The sequence below is a fragment of the Psychrobacter sp. TPE 89C genome (assembly GCF_055522395.1).
Genome location: NZ_JBVFXW010000018.1, coordinates 35,130 through 57,530 on the forward strand (window position 1 = coordinate 35,130; position 22,401 = coordinate 57,530).

The following is a 22,401-nucleotide window of genomic DNA, read 5'->3' on the forward strand; positions in this document are numbered from 1 at the left end:
AAACGTCAAGAGCGATGCTATTTCTGGCATCGCTCTTAAATTAAACAATTACTTTTTAGGCTTCTTATCTTTCCAAGGGTCATCTTGGCCGACAGTGACAATTAAAAAATCATCAGGCTTTAGCGTGTCGCGCATGGTTTGATTGACCTCCGACAGCTTTACTTGGTCAATACGATTGACGTAATTGGTCAGATAATTGTCTTGTAACTGATAAAAATTCATCATGCCAAGCAGACCATTAATCCCCGCATTACTCGCAAATCCCATTGGAAAGCTATTCTTAAGACCATCTGTTGTCAGTTGCATCTCGCTACTGGTAATACCCTCATCTAAAGTATCATTGATAACCTCTAAACTGGCATCAATGGCAGCACGAGCTTTATCATTACGAGTCGAAAACCCAATTTGATAAGGGCCTTTTGCAAGCATTGGGTTCATAGAGCCTGAGATGCCATATGTGTAGCCAAGGTTTTGTCTGATTTCAGTCATCAGCCGTGCATTAAAGTCTCCGCCAGCCATGACTTCATTGCCGACAGCAAAGTTTGTTTGCTGCTGCTGATCTTTTCTATTGGTAGCGCGTTTGCTGCCTAACTGGCCCATCAGTACGGTGGTTTGAGTACTCGGAAATGGAATATGAATGTGTTTTGCTTGGCTTAGTGATTTTGGCTCAGGTAACTCAGTTGCTACCTGACCTGTCGGTAGCTCGGTGGTGATATCTTCAGCCAGTTTTTTTGCTTGTGCTAAGGTTAGATTCCCCGTCATAGCAAGTGAAGCATTAGCCGCGACTAAATAACGGTTTTTGAAATCTATCAGCTGTTGCTTGCCGATACTAGGGACGCTTTCAAGCGTACCAGCGGATGGGTGAGCGTAGGGGTGCTCCCCGTATAGCGCTTGATCAAAAGCAATGCTGGCAAGGCTATTGGGATCTTGTTTTTGTTGCTGCAAACCGACCAATAATCGTGCTTTGTTGCGCGCTAAAATATCATCATCAAAAGCAGGTTCGCTGAGCATCTGAGTCATTAAATCGATGGCAGGCAGCAGATTTTTATCATCAGATAAGCTCCGCAATGAGACGATAAACATATCTTTATAGGCACTGCTGTTTAGGTTTATACCCAATGTTTCAACTGCTTGTGTGAACTTGTTTTCATCCAAGCTTTTAGAGCCTTGCGTCAGCATGGTCGCTGTCATACTAGCAATACCAAAGCCATCTTTTTGGATGCTGCCATCACGTGCGCTACCTGCATTAAAGCGCAAGTCGATATCGACAATTGGCAATGTTGTGGTTTGTACAAAACGCACAGGTACACCCGATTTGGTTTTGAATTGCTGAATTGTCGGTACGGTGACGGTCAAAGGTTTGGCGTCATTTAAGCTCGTCAATTTCGATAATGCTGCAATGGGTGCGCTCGTATCTACGGCAGCCGCTGAGCCGCGGTATTCTTCCGTAGCCGCCGAGTCCGCCTGTGCGGGTATCGTTAATATCGTCATACCGAATAATATACCCATGCTTAGATGAGAGAGTTTTTTAGAGGCAGCGTTTAATCGTTGCATTGGCATTCGTGCATGATTTAGAGGGTTTTTTCGTATCTGTAATAAGTCATTTTTTTGAGTCATGGTTTTCTTCTTATTAATAGTAACGTCTTTATGATCGGCATAATCACCACACCATTATTTTTTTGTGTTGGCTTGGTCTTTAGGCGGGATGACATGCATGACCGTTAAATTGTCTTTTACTAAATATTTTTTGCTGGCCGTTTGTATGTCAGCGATTGAGATGCCATCAAGTTTGGCTGGTAGCTCGGCAAGCAGTCTGTCATCCAGTCCAATGGACTGTAATGAGCCAATCATACGTGCCTGACCTTCCATGCTGTCTTGTGCGTAGACAAGCCCTGTCACCGTGTTGGTTTTGGCACGACTGATTTCGTCGGCGGCAATTGGATCGGTTTTTAGCTTCTCTATCTCAGTCATAATAGCTTGCTGCGCTTGTTCTAAGCTCACGCCTTCACGCGGAGTTGCTTGAATCAGGAACAGACCATCGCCGCGATCGAGCAAATCATAAGACGTTCCTACTGTGGTCAGTAGCCCTTGCTCACGTATCAGTCGACTCTCAAGGCGAGCAGACAAGCCACCATCTAATACATCTTGAGCCAGTGAGAGCGCATACGCTTGTTTTTCATTATTTTCACCTGCTGTGACGAGGCTGGGTACGTTATAGCCCATTAATAAAACTGGTACTTGTACGGCTTGCTCGGAGTCGACTTTCTGATAGCCACGGAAGCCTTTTTGGCTGACAGTAGGGCGTTTCGGTAAAGTGCTCGGCGTTAGCTCACCGAAGTATCGTTTGGCCTGAGCCAACACGTCTTGAGGGTCGACATCACCGACGATGACTAAGGTTGCATTGTTTGGTGCGTACCATTTTTGATACCAGTCTTTTAGCTCTGGAAGCGTTATTGATTCAAGCTCGCTCATGGGTCCGATGACGGACTCACCTTTTGGACTGTTAGGCAGTGCGAGTAAACGAAAGGACTCGTATGCTTTTGCCAGTGGATTGTCATCGGTACGTTGACGGCGCTCTTCCATGACAACTTGGTGCTCTTTGACAAACTCTTTTTCATTGAACAGCAGGTTTTTCATGCGATCTGCTTCTAGCTCAAGCGCTAGGGGAAATCGGTTTGCAGGGAACAGCTCGTAATAACCCGTATAGTCGTAGCTCGTAAAGGCATTGTTGACGCCGCCAAACTTGGCGATTAAGCGCTCATAATCATCACTTGACACGTCAGTAGTGCCTTTAAACATCATATGCTCAAGTAAGTGAGAGATACCACCCTTATTGATTGGCTCATCAGTTGAACCTACTCGATACCAAATCTGAGACATGACCACTGGTGCACGATGGTCTTCTTTTATCACTATTTTCAGACCGTTCTCTAACTGATACTCATGTCGACCGGACATGTCCATGGTTAATGATGATGACTGATTGTCATTGGTCATTTGGTTTTGACCCGATTTAGCTTGGTTCAATGTGCTCGGAGTTGCTGGAATTTGAGCGGTAGACAATGGCTTTGGATCGATAGCATTGGTTTGACAAGCGGCAAGGGTCGTCATCATTGCGATGGAACAAGCAATGCGTAAAGCGGTTTTAGGTAGTGGTAAAGACAATGTCATGATGTGTTCTACTCATATAAAATGATAGCTTGTAAACTGATGATTGATAAATCAAACAATATATTAGGACAGGTTCACTATTCAGCTATGGTATAGACAGACAATGGCTATTGTTTAGACGATTCAACTTTTCAGATGACTTAACGTTAGAAAAGTAGTGACAATTTGTGAATGTCTAATAGGCCTTAGTTGTCGTAGTAAAGTGCTATAGAGAAGTATGTGCACCAACCATAACAGTAGCGGTTGGCTTAATATCATGTGTGGTGTTACAGCCTGTTGTTGCTAGTGTGGCGGTCGCTATCAGCATTACGGTACTGATACTGATTATTTTCTGTGCATGTTTTTTATAAGTGTTAGATAGTGATGACATAGGTAACTCCTAAAAGGTGATAACCAAAGTGGTTTCTAGGTATAGAATGAAAAGCTAGAACAAGGAAGTAAGACTGGTAGAGTAGGTGAAGTTTAACATGTGTAAAGTCAGATTTTTGTGTCCAAACCTTAAGCAAAACTTTCTCAGTCGGTTATATGATCTCTTAAACTTATAAATTTTGACGATAGTCTATGATGGTAAGGGCTGAGCATAACCTGAATTATGCTAAACTAAGGCAAAATTATTTGTCATGTCGATGCTCAAAACATCATGACCGATAAACCCGTTTAAAATAAACAAATAACTGATTGTGATAACTTTTAGGGCAAGCTTATGAATAACCCAAACAATAATAGTCGTGTGGTCATTAACCTCGATGGAGATCTTGATGACTTGGATGACGACGATATTACTTTACCCAGTCTATCGGCACAATCCGTACCCATTGTCGATGAAACTGTCGATGTTGCAGCAGCGCAAAAAGACAGCACGGTAAGTAAAGAAGTACCAAGTATCAATGCCGTCGCTAATGCAGCAGATAATATCGCTCTGGGTTCGCCAATCGAAAGTGATACAGTTAATAAACATAACGCTGCGACACCTAGTAGTATCTCTACTGCCCCAACCATGCCACTACAGGATCAGTTAGGCGATACATCAGCTGTTAGCGCTGCAAGTAGCAATGCTAATATTAATGCCAATAGCAATGCAAGTAGCAATTCGCAAGCGGTAACTCAGACAGCACCAGAATCAGCAGAGAGTCAAGAAAACAATAAAAAAGGCAGTTGGTTTAATCGTATGAAAACGGGGCTGAGTAAGTCACGTAAAAACCTAGCCGAAGGTATGGTCAGTATCTTAATCGGTGGCAAAGAGATTGATGACGAGCTATTAGAAGAAGTGGAAGATCAGCTGCTAGTGGCTGACATTGGAGTGAATGCAACGAATCGTATTATCAAAAGTCTCACTGAACAGACCGCCCGTGGTGATTTGATTTATGCACACTCATTATATAAAGCACTGCAAAGTGAGCTAGTCGATATTTTAACCCCGAAAGTCGCACCTTTAGTAATTGATAGCACCAAAAAGCCATTTGTCATCCTAGTCGTTGGTGTCAATGGTGTGGGTAAAACCACAACGATTGGTAAGCTTGCCAAGCGCCTACAAGGTGAAGGTAAATCAGTTATGTTAGCGGCGGGCGATACGTTCCGTGCGGCAGCCACAGAGCAACTACAGATATGGGGTGAGCGTAATAACATACCAGTAGTAGCGCAAGGTCATGGCTCTGATAGTGCGTCTGTCATCTTCGATGCCATGCAGTCTGCCAAAGCAAAAAACATTGATGTGTTAATCGCGGATACTGCTGGTCGCTTGCAAAACAAAACTCACTTGATGGCCGAACTAGAGAAAGTCGTACGTGTCATGCGTAAAGCTGATCCAAGCGCGCCGCATGAAGGCATGATTGTACTTGATGCTGGCACAGGGCAAAATGCGATTAACCAAGTAGAGCTATTTAATAAAATCGTACCATTGACCGGTATTACCATTACCAAGTTAGATGGTACGGCGAAAGGTGGCGTAGTCTTTAATATTGCTGAGACAACGGACGTGCCTATTCGCTATATTGGGGTGGGTGAGTCGATTGATGATTTACGTGCCTTTAGTCCAAAACAGTTTGTTGCCGCGTTATTTGAGACTGACGATAAAGAATAAAATAGCCTGTTTTAGCTGGTAAATAATTTTTAAGAGAATTGGGAAGTAGAAGCCATGATAGTTACCACAGCAGCCTTTGGATCACATCGATTAACGCTAATCGCCCGTGTCAATGAGCATGGTCACCCTATGCTCGTTGAGGCCAATTGGTTGCTGGCAGGTAACTCTTGGCAGCACTCAAAATCTATTCCTAAACTCAAAAATCATTATAAACTTACAGAGCAAGACTTTACCTTTATAGACAATAATAGCCTAAGCGATAATGAACCTTCTCAAGCATTGTTAATAGAAGCCATCGCACAATTAACGGCGTATTTTAAAGGTGAACTTCAGGCGTTTGATTTGCCGATAGATATGAGCTTGGGCACTAAATTCCAGCAGCAAGTATGGCATGCACTACAAGATATCAATCATGGCGAAACGATCAGCTATGCTACATTGGCAAAGCGTGTTGATAGTCCTAAAGGGTTTCGTGCCGTTGCTAATGCCAATAGCAAAAACCCTTTTAGTATTATCGTGCCTTGTCATCGAGTGATTGCTAGTGACGGTAAGCTTGGCGGTTATACAGGCGGGCTAGATAAAAAAGAATATCTGTTAGCGCTTGAAGGGGTCAAATGTAAACCATAAGTATAAATCTATTTTTTACGAATTGATTGAGCACCAAACCTGTTATGAGGTTTGGTGCTTTTTTATTTGGCGCATTTATTACAGCCAGAGCAGCCTTGTGACTTCTTAAATATAACCTTTGTCCATACATAGTAAATAGAGATGGCAACGATTATAAAGACGATAAAATATTCTAACCATATACTCATTATTAACTCCTTAGAATCCAAAAATTTGGCCTGTTATTCGATAGACTAGCCAAGCCATGACATAAGCCAATACAAACAAATAGCCAGTGATGGCCAACGTCTGCTTTAGCGATTTTGTCTCGCGGCGGATAACCGTCAGCGTGGCCAAACACATAGGCGCATATACGTAAAATGCTAAAAACGAAAATGCAGTCGCAAGTCCCCACTGGGCATGAATAATCGGGATAAGCGTTTGATTGATAGCTTCATCACCGACACTGCCCACGGCATATACTGTACCCAAAGCCGCTACAACGACTTCTCTTGCTGCAAGTCCTGGAATCAAAGAAATACACATCTGCCAGGTAAAGCCAATAGGCGCAAAAATAGGCTCAATTAAATGCCCAAGCATACCAGCAAAGCTGTAATCAATAGCGGGTCCAGCGCTGCCAGTAGGGGCTTCTGGAAAGGTAACCAACACCCATAGTACAACAGATAAGGTGAAAATAACGGTACCAGCCTTCATGAGAAACGCACTTACTTTGTCCCAAAGCTCACCTGCTATATGCCTAACATTGGGCATACGATATGTGGGTAGTTCCATCAGTAACGGAAAAGCAGAAGATTCTGACTTTGTGTTATGAAAATGTTTGAACAGCCAAGAGATGAGCGCCGCTGAAAACGTGCCAGCCACATATAGTATAAATAACGTAATGCCCTGCAAATTAAATATGCCAAGCACCGCATGATTGGGTATCACAGCGGCAATAATGAGCGCATAAATAGGCAAGCGAGCCGAACAGGTTAGCATGGGTAAAACAGCAATCGCTACCAATCGCTCTGTGTGACTAGGAATAGTACGGGTCGACATAACCGCTGGTACGGCGCACGCAAAACCTGATAGTAGGGGAATAAACGAGCGTCCAGACAGTCCTATCTTGGCCAATAAATTGTCTAGTAAAAAAGCGGCCCGAGGCAGATACCCTGAATCTTCAAGTATCAACAAAAATAGAAACAGTAATGCAATTTGTGGCACAAATACCACGACGCTGCCCACGCCAGCTACGATGCCATCAACAATTAGGCTTTGTAATATTCCATCTGGTAGCCATTGTGATAACAGAGTTCCCACGCTACCTACTAGCCACTCAATGCTGTCCATCAGCGGTGTGGCCCATGCATATACTGCTTGAAATATAACAAACAAAATCATCAATAAGATGACAACACCTATCACGGGGTGAAGTGTCAATTGGTCCAAACGTTCATGCCATTTGGGCAAACGCTGTACTGCCGTCACGGCTCGGCTGAGAATATCGTCAGCCTGTTGGTACATCGTATGGGTATCAGTATCAGTCTCAAAAAAATGTATGGGCTGCTCGCTATCACCAATATAATCAATCAGTTCATCGGCTAAAGTGAGTAATTTCGCACAGCCTTTACGTTTAATGGCGACTGTTTGTACGAAAGGAACGCCTAGCTCATCTGATAGTATCGACTCATCTACGACTAAACCACGGCTCTGCGCCACATCACTTAGATTGAGTGCCACGATGATGGGTAAGCCTAAGTTTTTTAGCTCTAGCAACATACGTAATGACATACGTAGATTGGTTGCATCAGCCACAAATATAATCCCATCAGGGACAGATTCGCCTGGCATCTGACCAAACAGTACTTTACGAGTGACTTCTTCATCGAGACTGGCTGTTTTTAAACTATAAGTGCCCGGTAGATCTAAAATATTGACATTAGAGTGCCCAAGTAGGCTAGCACTGCGTTTATCAACTGTGACGCCAGAGTAGTTTGCCACTTTAGCTTTAGAGCCTGTAAGTACATTGAAAGTAGCTGTTTTGCCGCAATTGGGTGCGCCGACCAAAGCCAGTGTGATAGGAGCAGTGCTGGCTTTAGTTTGATTGGCTGGTACTGAAAGGGTTGCTGAAGAGGTCATAAGCTTATGAATCGCTGTTAAAAGGACTGGCATAGTCATTCCACTAAAAAAGCGTTACTGCATTCACCTCGCTTGACGTATTTAATATACATCTACACTCGGTTGCCTTGTAGTACTTTTAAATGGAATAGACTATATGAAAAAAGCGTTTGGATAGAGCACGTGGGCATCCAACAATCAGTGCCTTTTATCATTTGCCTTTATGTGACAGCACGGCACTGTATTTTTATCAGTTCATCGGCACGTAAGCTAAATTGTGCGCCTGTGCTCAGCTGCACTGCATAAGGTGGTTTACCAAACAATCCTTTGGCTACAATATGAATCAACGTATTAGGCAAAAACCCTAAGTCTTTTAGTCGTTGACTGATAGCCCCATCGATTTCACCAAACCGACTATTGGCGACAATATCATCAATAATGGCAGGTTGACGCTTATCGAAATCCAGCAATGAACACACAGGAGATGATGTGGTTTTGTTATCAGAAAGAGTAGACGTATCGGTAGTGGGGCGTTGAGAAGGGAGTATCGTAATACTCATAGAGAGTCCTTAATTATTCGCATTATTGCAAATAATAACTATTACTGTTTTTGTGCGATTATATTCCTCAACTTTCACAAAAACAATATCCATAAGGCGGCTTGTGACAACAAAAAACCAGACAGTAAGAAACTGTCTGGCTCTAAAGTTTAAATGATTAATACTAAAGGCTATTTCTAATATTTAGGTCTCAAAGTTCAGCAACATAGGCCACATTTGAGACTATATTAATCATCCTTCAAGCTGTGCCATTACGTCAGCAGAGAAGTTCACATTGCTATAAACCTCTTGTACATCATCGATATCTTCTAGCATATCAATCATTTTCATGACTTTTTCGGCATCTTCGACATTGTCTATTTCGGCAATGGTTGATGGCGACATGGTTACTTCAGCATTGTCAGAAACAAGGCCCGCTGCATTAAGCGCGTCTTGAACTTGACCGAAGCTTTCCCATTCAGTGATGACAAGTAAGCTTTCACCATCATTTTCGATATCGAGGGCGCCAGCATCTAGTGCCGCCAGCATGACTTCATCCTCTAAGGTTACATCGTTAAAGGTGATTTCGCCGCGTTTGGTAAACAGATAAGCCACTGAACCTGTAGTGCCAAGATTACCATCGTTCTTCGTAAAAGCATGACGTACTTCACTGACCGTACGATTTAGGTTGTCAGTCATGGTCTCGACCAGTACGGCCACACCGCCCACGCCATAGCCTTCATAGCTGACATCTTCCATGTTTTCATTATCGCCACCGCCTGTACCACGATCGACCGCACGGTTAATCGTGTCGCGGGTCATGTTGACGGATAGTGCTTTTTCGATCACGGCACGTAAGCGCGGGTTTTTATCAGGGTCGGGGTCACCTTGCTTGGCAGCAGAAACAATTTCACGGATAATCTTGGTAAATACTTTACCTTTTACCGCATCCTGACGAGCTTTGCGGTGTTTGATATTTGCCCACTTTGAATGGCCTGCCATATAACATCCTTAAGTTCTGCGTACTATTTATTGTGCTTAAAAAAATTGTTTAATAATTATCTTTCATACCAAGTCACGTGTCTTATCAGATAGATACTCTATCTCTTTTACGTAATAGAGCTACTGACACGTTAACGATTTGTATGTTGTTGAGAGTGCTTTTTTGCTACACTGTGGCAACTTATAGATTGTATTCACTGTGATAAGTGAGCAATATTATAAACCAGTTTTGTGTATTTTGACTAACTTGGCCTTATCCATCACATTTTAAGTCATTGGATGCTATCAAGCCATTGATTTTATGAAGTTACTGACTCTATGAAGCAACTCACTGCCGAAGCCATTACACACTTGCGTAACCGTATCCATGTCATTATTGAAGGCACGGACACTCGTTTAGGTAAGCTTTTCGATATTATATTATTGATTGCAATCTTGGCCAGTGTGGCTGTGGTGATGCTTGATAGTGTGCTATATATGCGCTTGCAGTATGGCACCATATTCTTTTACGCAGAATGGTTTTTCACCATTTTATTTACAATGGAATATGCCTTAAGGTTATTTTCAGCCCCCAATCGCTTGCGTTACGTTTTTAGTTTCTTTGGGGTTGTGGATTTGTTGTCGGTATTACCAAGTTATTTAAGCCTGATGTTCGTAGGTGTGCAGTATCTACTCGTCATACGTATTTTGCGTATTTTGCGTATTTTTCGCGTACTCAAGCTCAAAGCTTATATGCAACAAGCCGGATTTTTGGCCTCGGCGCTTAAGACCAGTCAACAAAAGATTACGGTATTCTTCTTATCTCTCGTACTACTAGTCACGATTTTTGGCTCGATTATCTACGTGGTAGAAGGGCCAGAGAACGGTTTTACCAGTATTCCGCTGTCCATCTATTGGGCGATCGTCACGCTGACTACAGTTGGTTATGGTGATATGTCACCTAAAACGCCGCTGGGCCAGGCTATTGCAAGTATGGTTATGATTACCGGTTATTCGATCATTGCTGTACCCACCGGTATTTTTACTGCTGAGCTAGCACGTAATATGCGTCCTCAACTCAATCCTGTTACTTGTCCCAACTGTGGTAAGTTTGGTCACGCAATCGCCGCAGAGTTTTGTGATCGCTGTGGACATGCGCTGCACGTTTAGTATGGCTTAGCCGCTTTGATGTGAGTTTTTACTTCGTGTCATGCTATATATCGATGTACTCACTGATAAGCGGTGATAAGTCAATATTTACACCCAGATTGACCAAATTCCAATATTGTCCTGACACGGTTCGATCTAGCATCATGGTTGTCGCAGAAGGCTGAAACTGACCAAAATACTTCAAAGATGTCCGCATTTGTGCAATGGCTTCGTGATGTATTTGACTACTACCAAAATCGAAAGTGCCTGTTTGATAAGGTTCAATAGAGAAGGGTTTTAGGCCAATGGATAGCCATTTTTCATAGAATTCACCAGGGATGTTTTTATCATCATCACGGCGAATATCTAATGCTATTAAATCTTGCTCAAGAGCAGTGACGTCACTTTTGATCGCATGTTTAGCGAAACGTCGAAACAGTTGAACCTCGTTGTCACTATAACTGCGAATACCGCCGAAATCATAAGCCACGACGCTACCATCTTTACGAAAGGCAAAGTTGCCAGGATGTGGGTCACAGTGCATACGATACAGTCCAAATAGCTGCCCTGCAGTAAAATGAAACAGGCGCTTGGCTATTTCTTGTTTGATGTCATTATCCCAACTCGCTGCGACGGTTAGCGTTTCTCCCATCTCTTCAGTCAGTGTCAAAATCCGTTTAGATGAGTGGCTACTAATAACTTTCGGAATGATAAGACCTTCGTCCTCTGCATGAAACGCACCAAATACGCGTAAGTTATTTGCTTCTTTAATATAGTCCAATTCATCATGCAAACTTTGGCGAATCTCATGAAACAACTGTTCTTGTAGTTGCTTACTCATATTGAGCACACCAGCGATTTTTAAAGCCATGCGTACTTGTTTAAGATCACTATCACAGTTTTCATCCACATCGGGATACTGAACCTTTACCACGACTCTTTGACCAGAGGGTAATACAGCCTTGTGCACTTGCCCAATAGAGGCAGCAGCAAATGGTGTTTCTTCAAATTCGTCGAATAACTCTCCAACAGGCGCTTTAAGCTCACGTTCTATTTGTGCCTGTATCTGTGCGTATGGCATGGGCGGCGCATCTTTTTGCAGCTTCTCTAGAGCAGTGGCAACCTCAGGTGGAAACACGTCTTTATATTGTGACGCGATTTGCCCCACTTTCATGACGGCGCCTTTCATTTCACCAAGCGTCTCAGCTATCTGAATCCCCACATCTTGCATGAGCTCTGAGCGTGCTTGCAGACGTTTCTCTTCATCGCTTGATAGGTGCTTAAATGAGTTTTTAGCTGCTTTTCCGGCAATACTTACAGTCATGCCAGCGAGTTTCATAAAGCGCTTTCCAGACGATTTTACCATTCATATCACCGTATATTGGGTTGTTTATTCAGCCATAATGCTAGGGCGTGTCCTCAATTCAATCGATAGTCATCTAAATGGGTTAAAAATGGCTAAATCTTGCCAAACGGCGTCAAATAGCTGACTAATATCTCGATATTATTTGCGCTATTTTCCTTGTTTGACTGCAATTTATCTCATTTTTATCACCATTTCTAAAATGAGGACACGCCCTAGTATTTTAATCAAACAATTTTAAATTGAATCAACTATATTACCGTTTAACTGAGCCATCTTTAGTACATACAAGCAATCATTGCTAGCACTTAAAACCATCACTTCAAAAAACCGATAAATGTTAGTCGCTAAGATTGATAGAGTAGAGGTTGTTGAGCCAATAATCTAGTGCCATTTGATATCCCATTTGTCCCAAACCACAAATAACACCGACTGCGACATCGCTCAAATAAGAATGATGGCGAAAAGATTCACGTGCATGAACATTAGATAAGTGTACTTCTATAAATGGCTTTTGTGTGGCTAGTAATGCGTCACGTAGAGCAACTGAAGTATGCGTAAATGCAGCAGGGTTGATAATAATAGCATCTACTTGTGCTGTCGCATCTGCTAACAATCCATGATGTTGGATGTCATCTACTAGCTGGCCTTCATGGTTTGATTGTATGCAAATCAATTCGATATTATGCTGAGCAGCACGCGCAATCAAACGTTCTTCAATATCAGCAAGCGTCGCATGACCATAAATATCAGGCTCACGCTTACCTAATAAATTCAGATTGACCCCGTTAACCAACAGCAGCTTATGAGTGAGTTGTTTAGTGCTGCTTTGACTAGAAGTATCTAATACTGTGGTAGGTTGTGATGAGGTCGTCATACTGGTCTCTATAGCGATTAAGTAAGGTTAGTGGTTTATCTTTTATTGTAAGGCATAAGGGTCGTAGAAAAAGAGAATTATGTCACCCAATGGTGCTTATTTGTTTATGATAGCAGCTTGCTAGTAGTGGTTATAAAAAAATTACATGAAAAATCAACCTGAAAGTAAAAAAGCATGCTAAAAGTCTTTATGTTGCTAAAAACCCGTGCTATGATATTTTTTATGCAATAATTATTGCAAGTTTGTTGCTATAGCTAAAGTAATGCTGATATGAAAGCCACTTATCGTCTCTATAAGCGTAAAGAATGTTTATAGAGGTAATTGTCTATCATAAAAGCTATATGTTAGTAATAGTGGTTAGTGTAGGACTCTTAAGTTTTTTGATTTCATAATTTTAGATCCCGTTTGTATGCAATGTTGCAAAGGAATTTGGGGCTAAGCGGACTTTTTTAGGAAGTAATATTATGTCAGCTCGTGAGCAAGGTACTGTTAAGTGGTTTAATGACTCAAAAGGTTTTGGTTTCATTCAACGTGATAGCGGAGAAGATATTTTTGTCCATTTCCGCGCGATTCAAGGTGATGGCTATCGCTCTTTAACAGATGGCGCAAAGGTTGAATTCAGTGTAGTAGAAGGCGAAAAAGGCCTTCAAGCTGAAGAAGTCAGAAAAGTAGACGAGTAATCTATCCGGTCATTAGAGCGGTTTAGCTATAATGTCTGTACAAACTACTGATATACTACTGAGTCAAGCCCGTCTTATCTTACCTATGTTGAGTGAATCTCCGCATATTAGGTCAGAGTAAGTATCGGGCTTGGCTTTTTTATGTCTGCATGACTATCCGCTATCTATAGATTTGATGTGGCAATGATTATTGGTGACGCTATATAGTATTATAACGTTTGATAATGCGTTTGCTTACGATGGACAACATACAAGTGATTAACACAAAAAGGATATTTTTTTGAGTAATTTTACGACATTTACTGATTTGCCGCTTTCAGCACCGACATTACGTGCTGTCAGTGATTTAGGGTTTACTGCATTGACGCCTATCCAAGCACAAATACTACCACATACGTTGGCAAATCAAGACGCTATTGGACAGGCTCAAACAGGTACTGGTAAGACGGCAACTTTCCTATTAACGATCATGGAGGCATTGCTTAAGCGTCCTTTTACCAATGATGAAGAGCGCTATTTAGGTGAGCCGCGCGCGGTTGTAATGGCACCCACACGTGAGCTTGCCCAGCAAATATTTGATGATTGTATCGCTTTGACCAAATATACGGCGCTACATAGCGTGTGTATCATGGGTGGTACTAATTATGAAACCCAGCAGCATGAGCTTGAGCGTCAATATGTTGATATTTTGGTTGCGACGCCTGGACGTTTAATTGACCTTGCGAATAAAGGCATGGTCTACTTAGATCGCGTTGAAGTACTCGTATTAGATGAAGCAGATCGCATGTTGGATATGGGGTTTATTCCTGATATCAAGCGTCTGGTAGGCCGGATGCCAGCCAATACAGACCGTCAGAGCTTACTATTCTCTGCCACTTTTAACCAAGATGTGATGAATTTGGCTTATCGCTGGTTACATGAGCCGCAGTTTGTTGAAATTGAGCCTGAGCACAAAACCAGTGAGTTGGTCGATCAGCACTTTTACTTATTGACAGAAGATCAGAAACTAGAAGCCTTGCAGCGTATTATTAGCGATCCTGCAGTGGACAAAGTCATTGTATTTGCCAACCGTAAAGACCAAGTTAAGCGGTTATATCATAAGCTGCGTGCAGACCACAGAATCGTTATGCTGTCAGGTGATGTTATTCAGCAAAAACGTGAAAAATACCTACAGCGCTTTAAAGATGGCCATGCTTCTATCTTGGTCGCAACAGATGTCGCAGGACGTGGTATCCATGTCGATGATATCAGTCATGTGGTTAACTATACCTTGCCTGATCAGCCAGACGATTACGTACATCGTATTGGTCGTACGGGACGTGCTGGGCAAACCGGTATCAGCATTAGCTTTGTGAGTGAGGATGACGCGTTTAATGTACCAGCCTTAGAAAAGCATTTGGATACTAAGTTTTCGCTTGAGCAATGGCAATAGTAGTACTTTTAAAGCGGCTAGTTTTTCTATGTAGTCAATCCTCTATAAAAGAGTGACAGCGTTAACCTTGCTTGAAGTATTATATATCTGCACTCGGTTGCCTTGACTCTCTTTTAAACTGAATTAACTATAGTGTGCAGCGAATAAAATGATAAAAGCCCTTAACATTTGTATTGATGTTAAGGGCTTTTTCATACGGCAAGCTTTGATAGCACGCAATGTTATATTTTAATAATATAGTCAAAGAACTCTAAAATGGTTACAAGGCAGCAGACTGCAGATTGTACAAGTATTACATCTAAAGAGGATAACGCCGTAGCGGTTTAGTAGTTCACTGATTATATCTGTGGTCAATGACTCTATTGAGCATGTTCCATCGTTTCAGAGTGCTCATGGTGGTTCCTGTCCATCGATGCATCACTCATATCATGCATACTATGATCCATGCCTTGGTGGGATGTATTATCATCAGCTGGCATCATATGGTGACTGCTGTGATCCATGTCTGCGTCCATAGGCATGTCCATCATTTCTGAGTCACTCATTTGCATATGATCGCCATGCATATTAGACATATCATGCCCACCATGCATACTTGACATGACCATCGGCACGACCGCCACGGCCAAACCTGATATGACCATGACAGCGCCATTTAGCTGTCTTAGGCGAAAGCGTCCAATTTTGTCACGTAACCAACCAACCGTTTCGTGCGTGGCGACCAACATCGGTATTGTCCCTAAGCCAAAGACAAACATGAGTGCCGCACCATTCAGTGGATTATGAGCAACTACGGCGATGAGTAAGGCACCATAAACCAACCCACAAGGTAAGAAACCCCAAAGTAAACCGGCAGTTAGTGCACGTGGAAAAGTGTTGAGCGGGAATACTTTTTGACGAAGTGGGCTTAGGTATTGCCAAAAACGCATACCAAAACGTTCAAGTTTGTTCAAAAATGGTGCACCAAGCATAGTGACACCAACAAACACCAATACTAAGCCTAATAAAATACGTGGCATGCTATTGCCCATCATTAATGGCGCTAGCACAGTGGTTCCAATCAATCCTGCGATTAAGCCCAATAATGCATAACTGCTCAAACGGCCTAAATGATAGGTGGCGACAAGGGCGCGGCGTTTAGCAGGACTGGCATCTTTCATCGATAGGCCAAACGCTGTCACAAGACCACCACACATACCTAAACAATGTGGTGAACCAAAAAATCCCATTAGTAATGCCGCAACGAGTAAAGCTGTGGTCATGGGGTGATTCTCCTAAAAACAGTGAAAGATTGAATCTACTTAAATAGATGGTATTGGACGAAACATAATCGTGAGTCACGTATAGTCAAGATATGGTCAATTCTATATTGATTAGACAAGGTGCTAGGCTTGTTCAGTCTATTATGTGTAACACTTGAACTTGTCTTACTTGCCTCTTGATGATCTCGAACCGACTATCTCTCGAAGCTATATTTTTGGATTGCTATCAATATTAGAAGGATTGACGGACTCTATGTCAGTACCGTTTGTTTTACCACCAGCTGTATTAGTTGCAGCGCTACCATTTGTTTGCTTAGTAGATATAGCATTCTCATGAGCTTGCATGGTTTGTCTGCGCTCTTGACGATCATCTAATATAATGCGCTGTGAGGCGTTGTCTAAGTCTTCAAATTGGTTTGATTTTACCGCATAACGTACTGCCCAAATGGCAACCACAAATAACATGAGACTTAACGGAATTAATAAAAATATACTGAGCATGGAGAGTCTCTTAGATAGCAATTTCTGGTGGCATTATACACCTATTATAAGTGTGGTGATTGCTTATGAACATAAAAGTGAAATAGCCATTAGCCATGCTCATCATTAAATAAAATCTAGCTCAAATGCTCATCCAATTTTATTCTGTAGGTGACTTTGACGCATTGCCTCTAGGCGTTAATAGCTGCTGTGAAGTAACCTCTCTGGCATGACGACAATCCATCTGCGGACGTATCACATCACGTAAATAAGCGGCGACTTCATAAACGGCGCGCCGTGAATGCGTTAGATTCTGTGCAGGTTTTTCCCAGTCTCGACCAACTGGTAGAGGAGCGCTGAGAGGTGTAGTATTGATACCATTAAGCGCAAACTGTCTACGGGCGCGTGCCATATGGTAGCTATCAGTGATGAGGTAGACGTGACGTAGTGGTATACGCTTTGCGGTAAAGCGTGCATTTTCGCAAGTATTCATACTGGCGTTTTCGCTTATCAGTCCATCGATATCATGCTCGATGAGCCATTGACCGAGCCAAGGCGCTTCAGCACCACTGAGCACAATAGGTAAGGGCAGGTCGTGATAAGCGCCCGCAGCAGTACGAGCACGATTGAGACTATAGCTGTTTAGAATGATTTGATTGTTCTGATCGTTGGTCAGTCCGCCGCCTAATACTACATAGGCCGTCGGTGGGGAGCTCGCCGCTCCAGAAGGTATCTTTGGCAAGGGAAGTAGCGTAAATAGATAAACAATCGATTGCGAAAATAAGGGGGTGAATAAACTAATGAGGACTAAAATAACAGTTGTGGAGCCAAGCAAAAAGGTAATATTGATGATACGAAACAGCGTTATCATACGTTCAGCTGAACGTAAGTAGTAATGCCATAATCGCTTAGATAACAGCCGCTTAGACCGTGACTTTTTAGGCCACATGCTCATCATGCCCAATAGAGCTGTCAGTATTTACCCAAACTGGCTCACGTGATAACTGAATCGCAAATTTCTCATAGATCGCATCAGTGATATAACGCTGTGCTATCGCGACATCTTCTTGAGTTGCTTGATAAGGAGCATGGTTGGTGAGTACCAGTGCTTGCTGCTGATGGGTGACAATGGGTGCAATACCACCACCTTTTAACCCTGCCTGTTCAATGAGCCAACCAGCTGCAACTTTTACTTTATCATTAGGCATTGGATAACCAACGATAGCTGGATAAGAGGCTTGTAACGCAACAAATTGCTCTTTGGGAATAATAGGATTCTGAAAAAAACTACCACAGTTAGCCAGATGCTTGGGATCCGGAAGTTTCTGTTGGCGAATCTCTATAATAGCGTGCATCATATCAGCAGGAGTAGCCTTGTTTCGGCTTTGCTGTTCAGCATAACGCTGTGCCACTGTCTGTACATCACCGTAACTGGCTAACACTTTGCTTATATCTGTGTGTAATCTGAATCCCACACGGCTGATTAGCCATGTATTGGGAGTCTGTTTAAAGATGCTGTCGCGATAGCCAAATTCACAGTCTGCTATTGATAGTTGGTGCCACGTCTGGGTGGGAATGTGGTAAGCACGGACATACTGTAAGTGGTCTTCTAACTGGACACCGTAAGCACCAATATTTTGTATCGGTGCAGCGCCAGTGAGGCCAGGTATCAGCGCAAGATTTTCTAATCCATACCAACCTTGACTGACCGTATGGACAACCAAGTCATGCCAGTTTTCGCCTGCCATCACTTCAATATCGACGTAACGATCCGTCTGCGCGGTCAAGCTGATGCCACGCATTTTCGGCTGTAGCACGATTGCATTTAGTTGTGTGGGCAGTAATACGTTACTACCACCAGACAGTACAAACAATGGCTTTTGTTGCTCTGTATTTTTCGCATAGTCTGCCATAAAGGTGTCAAGTTGTGCCTCATCTGTCAACGTCACAACATAGTCAGCGATACAGGTCAGGGCCATAGTATTGCTGTGTGACAAGTCAACGGACTCGCTAGGCAATAAGTTTGCTACTGAATCCGTTGTCGTGGCAAGTTGAGCACTAGAATTAAGGCATGAAGCTGAGGTCATAACGTAGCTCATATGGCAAATAGATAAAAAATTACATAGTAATCATTATAGAGGATGCGAGACGTAAAAGGCATGTAAATCTAGCTTTTATCGCTAGCAAGCTTTCCAGCTTTCAATCCAAGCTTGTGCGCTTGATTCTATACGCTCAATGACTTCTTCAAAGGCATCAGCATCACCTTTATAAGGGTCAGGTACATCATCACCGCCATACGTTGGGTCTTCTTCACTGAATAATGCCAGCTTGGCCATACTATTTTCAGTATCTGCTAGATTGTTTTTGAGCGCTTGCAAGTCGGCTAAGTTCTGCGCATCCATTGCCAAAATCAAATCAAAATTGCGGAAGTCATCGTTATTGATTTGGCGTGCGATGAGTTTATTGATTTTATAACCATGCGCTTTGGCATGACGCTGTGCTCGCTCATCGGGTTTATGACCGATATGCCAATCACCTGTGCCTGCAGAGTCTACTTTTATTGATAATCCAGCAATCGCTGCTTGCTGACGAAATACTTCTTCAGCAGTTGGTGAACGGCAAATATTTCCTAAACAAACCAATAATACAGACGATGGCGTACAGGTTTTCATCAGCATAATATGACCTTGTATAACAAAAAAAACATGCCATAAGAGACCAGCATTATTAGTGCGGCTTTTATCAGCATGCAATTGATAGATTGAATCGGCTGTCAGCGTAACGTTTAATGCCGTAAATGGCAAGAGTATAGGCTGAACAATATGGTCATATGACACAGTATTGATGGCGATAGGGTCTATGATTCAGTGTAATGATGGCGGTATTTTAGTCTTGCTTGCTTTTAAAGCGCTGAATGTCACGACGCTCTTTTTTGTTGGGTTTGTTATCAGGGCGAGCAAGATTGGCAAGCTTGCGTTGCTCTGCATGATAAGCGCGGCGATTTTCGCTCTCATCAGTTTCTGAATACAATACTTCAGCTGCGCTCGCATTACCGCGTTGAGTGGTTAGCGCTTCCACGATGACGGTTTTTTCAGTCATGGCAGTGGCTGAGCCTTGGCGGATGGTTAATTCATCTCCGATCGCAATCTCTTTGCTGGTTTTTACACGGCTACCAGCGTAGTGAACTCGTCCACCTTCGATGGCTTGTTTGGCAAGTGTACGTGTTCGATAAAAACGTGCTGCCCAAAGCCACTTATCAAGGCGAATTTTAGCTAAGCCTTGGGTTTTGTTGTTTGTATTATTTTGCATAACAGCTACTCTATATGGATGTCTGTATTTATTTAAAATAAGTTAATCTTAATGAGATTAGGGCATATTTTAAATTTGCAAATAAGTTTTTGTGGTTGATGGGCTGGATAGGGGATATATTGTATTTTTAGTTTATAAAAATCAGTTACACAATTGCTGTTCACAAGGTATGCCATCATGATTGCCGTCCATTTTTGTATTAGGGCAGTGTTGTGTAAAGTAAGTTGCCTCTTCGCATGAGGTCATCTGAGAGCAGTGTTGTCTACCATCACATGAAAAGCTTGACGTTGTTGGCTGTGAATTTATTGTTGAATTGATTACTGGGACTGCTTCTGAATTTGGATCCAAATCGACATACGTTGGCTGTATCTCATCAAAGTCAGCAGTGGTTAGTGCAGCGCCTACTGGAGGCGTATTGGATGAATCCGTGATAGAGCTACTCGGTGCGCTCTCAGGTTGAAAAATTTTATAACCCACAATTACCAAAACCAGCAGTACCAGTATCATTAATATATTTTTCATCATGGCATTATACTCACCAATAACCGTTAAAAACTAACTGTTGTTACCATCCGCTCGCCATTGTCAGCTTCTTAATGGATTAAAAAACTGACAGAGTAGAAAGTGATTTATACCTGCTTTTATTATTTCAAAAACAATTGATAGCCGATATTGTCGTTGAGCATCGTACAGTCGTAACCAATATCAAGTAGCGCGTCTTGTAGCTGGCGAGAGTTGCTCTCTGAGGCTTGTAGGCCTACCAGTACGCGACCTTCAGCGGCACCGTGATTGCGGTAATGGAACAAGGTAATATTAAAATCGTCACCAAGCTTCTCTAAGAAAGTAAGCAACGCACCTGGACGTTCTGGGAACACCACACTTAATAACTGCTCGTTTTCGACGTGTGCATGACCACCAATCAAATGACGAATATGAGATTTAGCGACGTCATCATCGGTTAAATCATGGGCAGTGTAGCCATCAGCGGCCAATTGGTTACTAATAGTTTGACGCTCTTTATCCCCTTCTTTTAGAGCGATACCGACAAAGATTGAGGCAGGCTCCATAGAGTCTGGTGATTTTTTGCTATCAGCACGGTAGTTAAATTCAGTGATATTACGTCCATGCAGGCTACGGCAGAAGTTTAAGAATGCGCCTGTTTGTTCAGGAATAGTGACCCCAAAGATGGCTTCTTTTTTCTCACCGATTTCGGTACGCTCAGCGATATAACGCAGACGGTCAAAATTCATATTGGCACCGCAGATAATGCCGACGCAGTTTTTGCCTTGAATATTATTGGCAGCGATATATTTCTTCATACCCGCAACAGACAAGGCGCCAGCAGGCTCGACGATGCTACGGTTTTCTTCAAAGATATCTTTGACGGCGGCACAGACTTCATCATTGGTGCAGGTAATCACATCAGGTTCGACGATAGGGCCTGAGTTGTCACTTTTTTGTGTACGGACAACTTCAAAAGGCAGCTCGCCAATTTGAGCCACCGCCACACCATCGACGAATAAGCCAACTTGTTCCAGTTTGACGCGTTCACCTGTTTCTAGTGCTGCTTTTAAACAGGCAGACTGTTCCGCCTCTACAGCGATGACTTTGACATGCGGAGCCACTGCGCCCAAAAAGGCCGCGACACCAGAGATGAGACCACCGCCGCCAACTGCAACGAAGACGTAATCCATATTTCGCCACTGTTGTGTTAGCTCCAGACCGATAGTGCCTTGCCCAGCAATAACCAATTCATCATCGTAAGGCGGGATAAAGGTTAAGCCTTCGGTTTCAGCGCGATTGATTGCATAACGGTTGGCTTCATCGAAGCTGTCGCCATGCAAATCAACGTTGCCACCCAGTGCTCTCACGGCATCTACTTTGATGTCAGGTGTGGTGGTTGGCATAACGATGATGTTGTTAAGATCAAGTTTGCGAGCAGAATAAGCTACGCCTTGTGCGTGATTGCCCGCCGATGCGCAAATGACACCGCGCGCTTTTTGCTCATCATTCAATTGGCTAATACGGTTGTAAGCACCGCGCAATTTAAAGGACTTGACGGGTTGTAAATCTTCGCGCTTAAAACGAATGTCATTAGCAAAACGTTGGGTCAGCTTGGGTGCCGCTTCAAGTGGTGTTTGAATCGCAACGTCATAGACGGTGGCTTGTAAGATGGCTCGTACCCAGTTTGACAGCATAATGATCCCTAATACAGATTGTATATGAATATAAAAACGAAATAGATTAGCCTATGCCGATTTTGATTATCTTGCAAGACCCTATTGCAGTTTTTGCCATGATTCCAAGTTTTGATGAGAGATGAGGTTGGTTTTATACAAAAATTTTATTAAAAA

The 22,401-nt window shown here is 42.8% G+C and carries 21 protein-coding genes and 1 pseudogene; 5 read left to right on the top strand and 17 right to left on the bottom strand.

The window, feature by feature from the left end; translation table 11 throughout:
* Positions 1 to 48 precede the first annotated feature (48 nt).
* The 3 genes from ACZW67_RS07300 to ACZW67_RS07310 all read right to left on the bottom strand — a co-directional run bounded on the left by ACZW67_RS07300 (position 49) and on the right by ACZW67_RS07310 (position 3,541).
* A complete protein-coding gene (locus tag ACZW67_RS07300) occupies positions 49 to 1,617 on the bottom strand; it encodes a M16 family metallopeptidase (RefSeq protein WP_465182731.1) in 1,569 nt (522 codons plus the stop codon).
* A gap of 54 nt (positions 1,618 to 1,671) precedes the next feature.
* On the bottom strand, positions 1,672 to 3,171 hold the full coding sequence (locus ACZW67_RS07305; protein ID WP_465182732.1) for a M16 family metallopeptidase: 1,500 nt from the start codon (positions 3,169 to 3,171) through the stop codon (positions 1,672 to 1,674).
* Positions 3,172 to 3,376: 205 nt separating this feature from the next.
* Positions 3,377 to 3,541: a hypothetical protein gene (locus ACZW67_RS07310; protein ID WP_197101362.1), complete on the bottom strand. Its 165-nt coding sequence runs from the start codon at positions 3,539 to 3,541 to the stop codon at positions 3,377 to 3,379.
* 798 nt (positions 3,542 to 4,339) lie between these two features.
* On the opposite strand from ACZW67_RS07310, the gene ftsY reads away from it, so the two are divergent.
* Both ftsY and ACZW67_RS07320 read left to right on the top strand, forming a co-directional pair.
* On the top strand, positions 4,340 to 5,251 hold the full coding sequence (ftsY, locus tag ACZW67_RS07315; protein ID WP_227680899.1) for a signal recognition particle-docking protein FtsY: 912 nt from the start codon (positions 4,340 to 4,342) through the stop codon (positions 5,249 to 5,251).
* A 54-nt stretch (positions 5,252 to 5,305) separates the two neighbouring features.
* Positions 5,306 to 5,878, top strand: coding sequence for a methylated-DNA--[protein]-cysteine S-methyltransferase (locus ACZW67_RS07320; RefSeq protein WP_465182733.1), 573 nt, complete (start codon positions 5,306 to 5,308; stop codon positions 5,876 to 5,878).
* Positions 5,879 to 5,940: 62 nt separating this feature from the next.
* Here ACZW67_RS07320 and ACZW67_RS07325 read toward each other — a convergent pair whose 3' ends face one another.
* The 4 genes from ACZW67_RS07325 to ACZW67_RS07340 form a co-directional block, all read right to left on the bottom strand.
* Positions 5,941 to 6,066: a FeoB-associated Cys-rich membrane protein gene (locus tag ACZW67_RS07325; RefSeq protein ID WP_465182734.1), complete on the bottom strand. Its 126-nt coding sequence runs from the start codon at positions 6,064 to 6,066 to the stop codon at positions 5,941 to 5,943.
* Between the two features lie 10 nt (positions 6,067 to 6,076).
* Positions 6,077 to 7,996, bottom strand: a complete 1,920-nt coding sequence (gene feoB, locus ACZW67_RS07330) for a ferrous iron transport protein B (protein WP_465182748.1) — start codon at positions 7,994 to 7,996, stop codon at positions 6,077 to 6,079.
* Positions 7,997 to 8,196: 200 nt separating this feature from the next.
* On the bottom strand, positions 8,197 to 8,535 hold the full coding sequence (locus ACZW67_RS07335) for a FeoA family protein (protein WP_465182735.1): 339 nt from the start codon (positions 8,533 to 8,535) through the stop codon (positions 8,197 to 8,199).
* Positions 8,536 to 8,766: 231 nt separating this feature from the next.
* Positions 8,767 to 9,516 (bottom strand): YebC/PmpR family DNA-binding transcriptional regulator, encoded by a 750-nt coding sequence (locus ACZW67_RS07340; protein WP_110923788.1) that lies wholly within the window; start codon positions 9,514 to 9,516, stop codon positions 8,767 to 8,769.
* Positions 9,517 to 9,834: 318 nt separating this feature from the next.
* Here ACZW67_RS07340 and ACZW67_RS07345 point away from each other — a divergent pair, with 318 nt between their 5' ends.
* Positions 9,835 to 10,665, top strand: a complete 831-nt coding sequence (locus ACZW67_RS07345; RefSeq protein ID WP_465182736.1) for an ion transporter — start codon at positions 9,835 to 9,837, stop codon at positions 10,663 to 10,665.
* A 43-nt stretch (positions 10,666 to 10,708) separates the two neighbouring features.
* Here ACZW67_RS07345 and ACZW67_RS07350 read toward each other — a convergent pair whose 3' ends face one another.
* A complete protein-coding gene (locus ACZW67_RS07350; protein WP_465182737.1) occupies positions 10,709 to 12,010 on the bottom strand; it encodes an ABC1 kinase family protein in 1,302 nt (433 codons plus the stop codon).
* 337 nt (positions 12,011 to 12,347) lie between these two features.
* Positions 12,348 to 12,884: a type II 3-dehydroquinate dehydratase gene (gene aroQ / locus ACZW67_RS07355; RefSeq protein WP_465182738.1), complete on the bottom strand. Its 537-nt coding sequence runs from the start codon at positions 12,882 to 12,884 to the stop codon at positions 12,348 to 12,350.
* Between the two features lie 464 nt (positions 12,885 to 13,348).
* Here aroQ and ACZW67_RS07360 point away from each other — a divergent pair, with 464 nt between their 5' ends.
* Both ACZW67_RS07360 and ACZW67_RS07365 read left to right on the top strand, forming a co-directional pair.
* A complete protein-coding gene (locus ACZW67_RS07360; RefSeq protein WP_110923792.1) occupies positions 13,349 to 13,564 on the top strand; it encodes a cold-shock protein in 216 nt (71 codons plus the stop codon).
* Between the two features lie 280 nt (positions 13,565 to 13,844).
* Positions 13,845 to 14,996, top strand: coding sequence for a DEAD/DEAH box helicase (locus ACZW67_RS07365; RefSeq protein WP_465182739.1), 1,152 nt, complete (start codon positions 13,845 to 13,847; stop codon positions 14,994 to 14,996).
* A gap of 359 nt (positions 14,997 to 15,355) precedes the next feature.
* Here the strand turns inward: ACZW67_RS07365 and ACZW67_RS07370 are convergent, their stop codons facing one another.
* From ACZW67_RS07370 to ilvA, 8 genes and pseudogenes are all read right to left on the bottom strand, one after another.
* Positions 15,356 to 16,258, bottom strand: a complete 903-nt coding sequence (locus ACZW67_RS07370; protein ID WP_465182740.1) for a sulfite exporter TauE/SafE family protein — start codon at positions 16,256 to 16,258, stop codon at positions 15,356 to 15,358.
* A 207-nt stretch (positions 16,259 to 16,465) separates the two neighbouring features.
* Positions 16,466 to 16,759 carry a cbb3-type cytochrome oxidase assembly protein CcoS gene (gene ccoS, locus ACZW67_RS07375; protein ID WP_465182741.1) on the bottom strand — a complete coding sequence of 98 codons (294 nt, stop codon included), beginning with the start codon at positions 16,757 to 16,759 and terminating at the stop codon, positions 16,466 to 16,468.
* A gap of 139 nt (positions 16,760 to 16,898) precedes the next feature.
* Positions 16,899 to 17,687 (bottom strand): YdcF family protein, encoded by a 789-nt coding sequence (locus ACZW67_RS07380; RefSeq protein WP_465182742.1) that lies wholly within the window; start codon positions 17,685 to 17,687, stop codon positions 16,899 to 16,901.
* Positions 17,677 to 18,825 carry a UDP-N-acetylmuramate dehydrogenase gene (gene murB / locus ACZW67_RS07385; RefSeq protein WP_465182743.1) on the bottom strand — a complete coding sequence of 383 codons (1,149 nt, stop codon included), beginning with the start codon at positions 18,823 to 18,825 and terminating at the stop codon, positions 17,677 to 17,679. Before murB ends, ACZW67_RS07380 begins: the two co-directional genes overlap by 11 nt.
* Positions 18,826 to 18,918: 93 nt before the next feature.
* On the bottom strand, positions 18,919 to 19,416 hold the full coding sequence (locus ACZW67_RS07390; protein ID WP_465182744.1) for a low molecular weight protein-tyrosine-phosphatase: 498 nt from the start codon (positions 19,414 to 19,416) through the stop codon (positions 18,919 to 18,921).
* Positions 19,417 to 19,624: 208 nt separating this feature from the next.
* Positions 19,625 to 20,047 carry an RNA-binding S4 domain-containing protein gene (locus ACZW67_RS07395; RefSeq protein ID WP_465182745.1) on the bottom strand — a complete coding sequence of 141 codons (423 nt, stop codon included), beginning with the start codon at positions 20,045 to 20,047 and terminating at the stop codon, positions 19,625 to 19,627.
* A 141-nt stretch (positions 20,048 to 20,188) separates the two neighbouring features.
* Positions 20,189 to 20,332, bottom strand: a pseudogene (locus tag ACZW67_RS07400) (excalibur calcium-binding domain-containing protein); the annotation flags it as partial.
* A 359-nt stretch (positions 20,333 to 20,691) separates the two neighbouring features.
* On the bottom strand, positions 20,692 to 22,245 hold the full coding sequence (ilvA, locus tag ACZW67_RS07405; protein WP_465182746.1) for a threonine ammonia-lyase, biosynthetic: 1,554 nt from the start codon (positions 22,243 to 22,245) through the stop codon (positions 20,692 to 20,694).
* Positions 22,246 to 22,401: the final 156 nt, after the last annotated feature.

Bases quoted from the DNA above. Each gene is read 5' to 3' on its own strand.
- ACZW67_RS07310 (WP_197101362.1), bottom strand. From the start codon at position 3,541: ATGTCATCACTATCTAACACTTATAAAAAACATGCACAGAAAATAATC.
- ilvA (WP_465182746.1), bottom strand. From the start codon at position 22,245: ATGCTGTCAAACTGGGTACGAGCCATCTTACAAGCCACCGTCTATGAC.
- ACZW67_RS07305 (WP_465182732.1), bottom strand. From the start codon at position 3,171: ATGACATTGTCTTTACCACTACCTAAAACCGCTTTACGCATTGCTTGT.
- ftsY (WP_227680899.1), top strand. From the start codon at position 4,340: ATGAAAACGGGGCTGAGTAAGTCACGTAAAAACCTAGCCGAAGGTATG.
- murB (WP_465182743.1), bottom strand. From the start codon at position 18,825: ATGACCTCAGCTTCATGCCTTAATTCTAGTGCTCAACTTGCCACGACA.
- ACZW67_RS07335 (WP_465182735.1), bottom strand. From the start codon at position 8,535: ATGAGTATTACGATACTCCCTTCTCAACGCCCCACTACCGATACGTCT.
- ACZW67_RS07390 (WP_465182744.1), bottom strand. From the start codon at position 19,416: ATGCTGATGAAAACCTGTACGCCATCGTCTGTATTATTGGTTTGTTTA.
- ACZW67_RS07350 (WP_465182737.1), bottom strand. From the start codon at position 12,010: ATGGTAAAATCGTCTGGAAAGCGCTTTATGAAACTCGCTGGCATGACT.
- ACZW67_RS07360 (WP_110923792.1), top strand. From the start codon at position 13,349: ATGTCAGCTCGTGAGCAAGGTACTGTTAAGTGGTTTAATGACTCAAAA.
- ACZW67_RS07325 (WP_465182734.1), bottom strand. From the start codon at position 6,066: ATGAGTATATGGTTAGAATATTTTATCGTCTTTATAATCGTTGCCATC.
- feoB (WP_465182748.1), bottom strand. From the start codon at position 7,996: ATGACCTCTTCAGCAACCCTTTCAGTACCAGCCAATCAAACTAAAGCC.
- ACZW67_RS07370 (WP_465182740.1), bottom strand. From the start codon at position 16,258: ATGACCACAGCTTTACTCGTTGCGGCATTACTAATGGGATTTTTTGGT.
- ACZW67_RS07300 (WP_465182731.1), bottom strand. From the start codon at position 1,617: ATGACTCAAAAAAATGACTTATTACAGATACGAAAAAACCCTCTAAAT.
- ACZW67_RS07395 (WP_465182745.1), bottom strand. From the start codon at position 20,047: ATGCAAAATAATACAAACAACAAAACCCAAGGCTTAGCTAAAATTCGC.
- ccoS (WP_465182741.1), bottom strand. From the start codon at position 16,759: ATGCTCAGTATATTTTTATTAATTCCGTTAAGTCTCATGTTATTTGTG.
- ACZW67_RS07380 (WP_465182742.1), bottom strand. From the start codon at position 17,687: ATGTGGCCTAAAAAGTCACGGTCTAAGCGGCTGTTATCTAAGCGATTA.
- ACZW67_RS07320 (WP_465182733.1), top strand. From the start codon at position 5,306: ATGATAGTTACCACAGCAGCCTTTGGATCACATCGATTAACGCTAATC.
- ACZW67_RS07345 (WP_465182736.1), top strand. From the start codon at position 9,835: ATGAAGCAACTCACTGCCGAAGCCATTACACACTTGCGTAACCGTATC.
- aroQ (WP_465182738.1), bottom strand. From the start codon at position 12,884: ATGACGACCTCATCACAACCTACCACAGTATTAGATACTTCTAGTCAA.
- ACZW67_RS07340 (WP_110923788.1), bottom strand. From the start codon at position 9,516: ATGGCAGGCCATTCAAAGTGGGCAAATATCAAACACCGCAAAGCTCGT.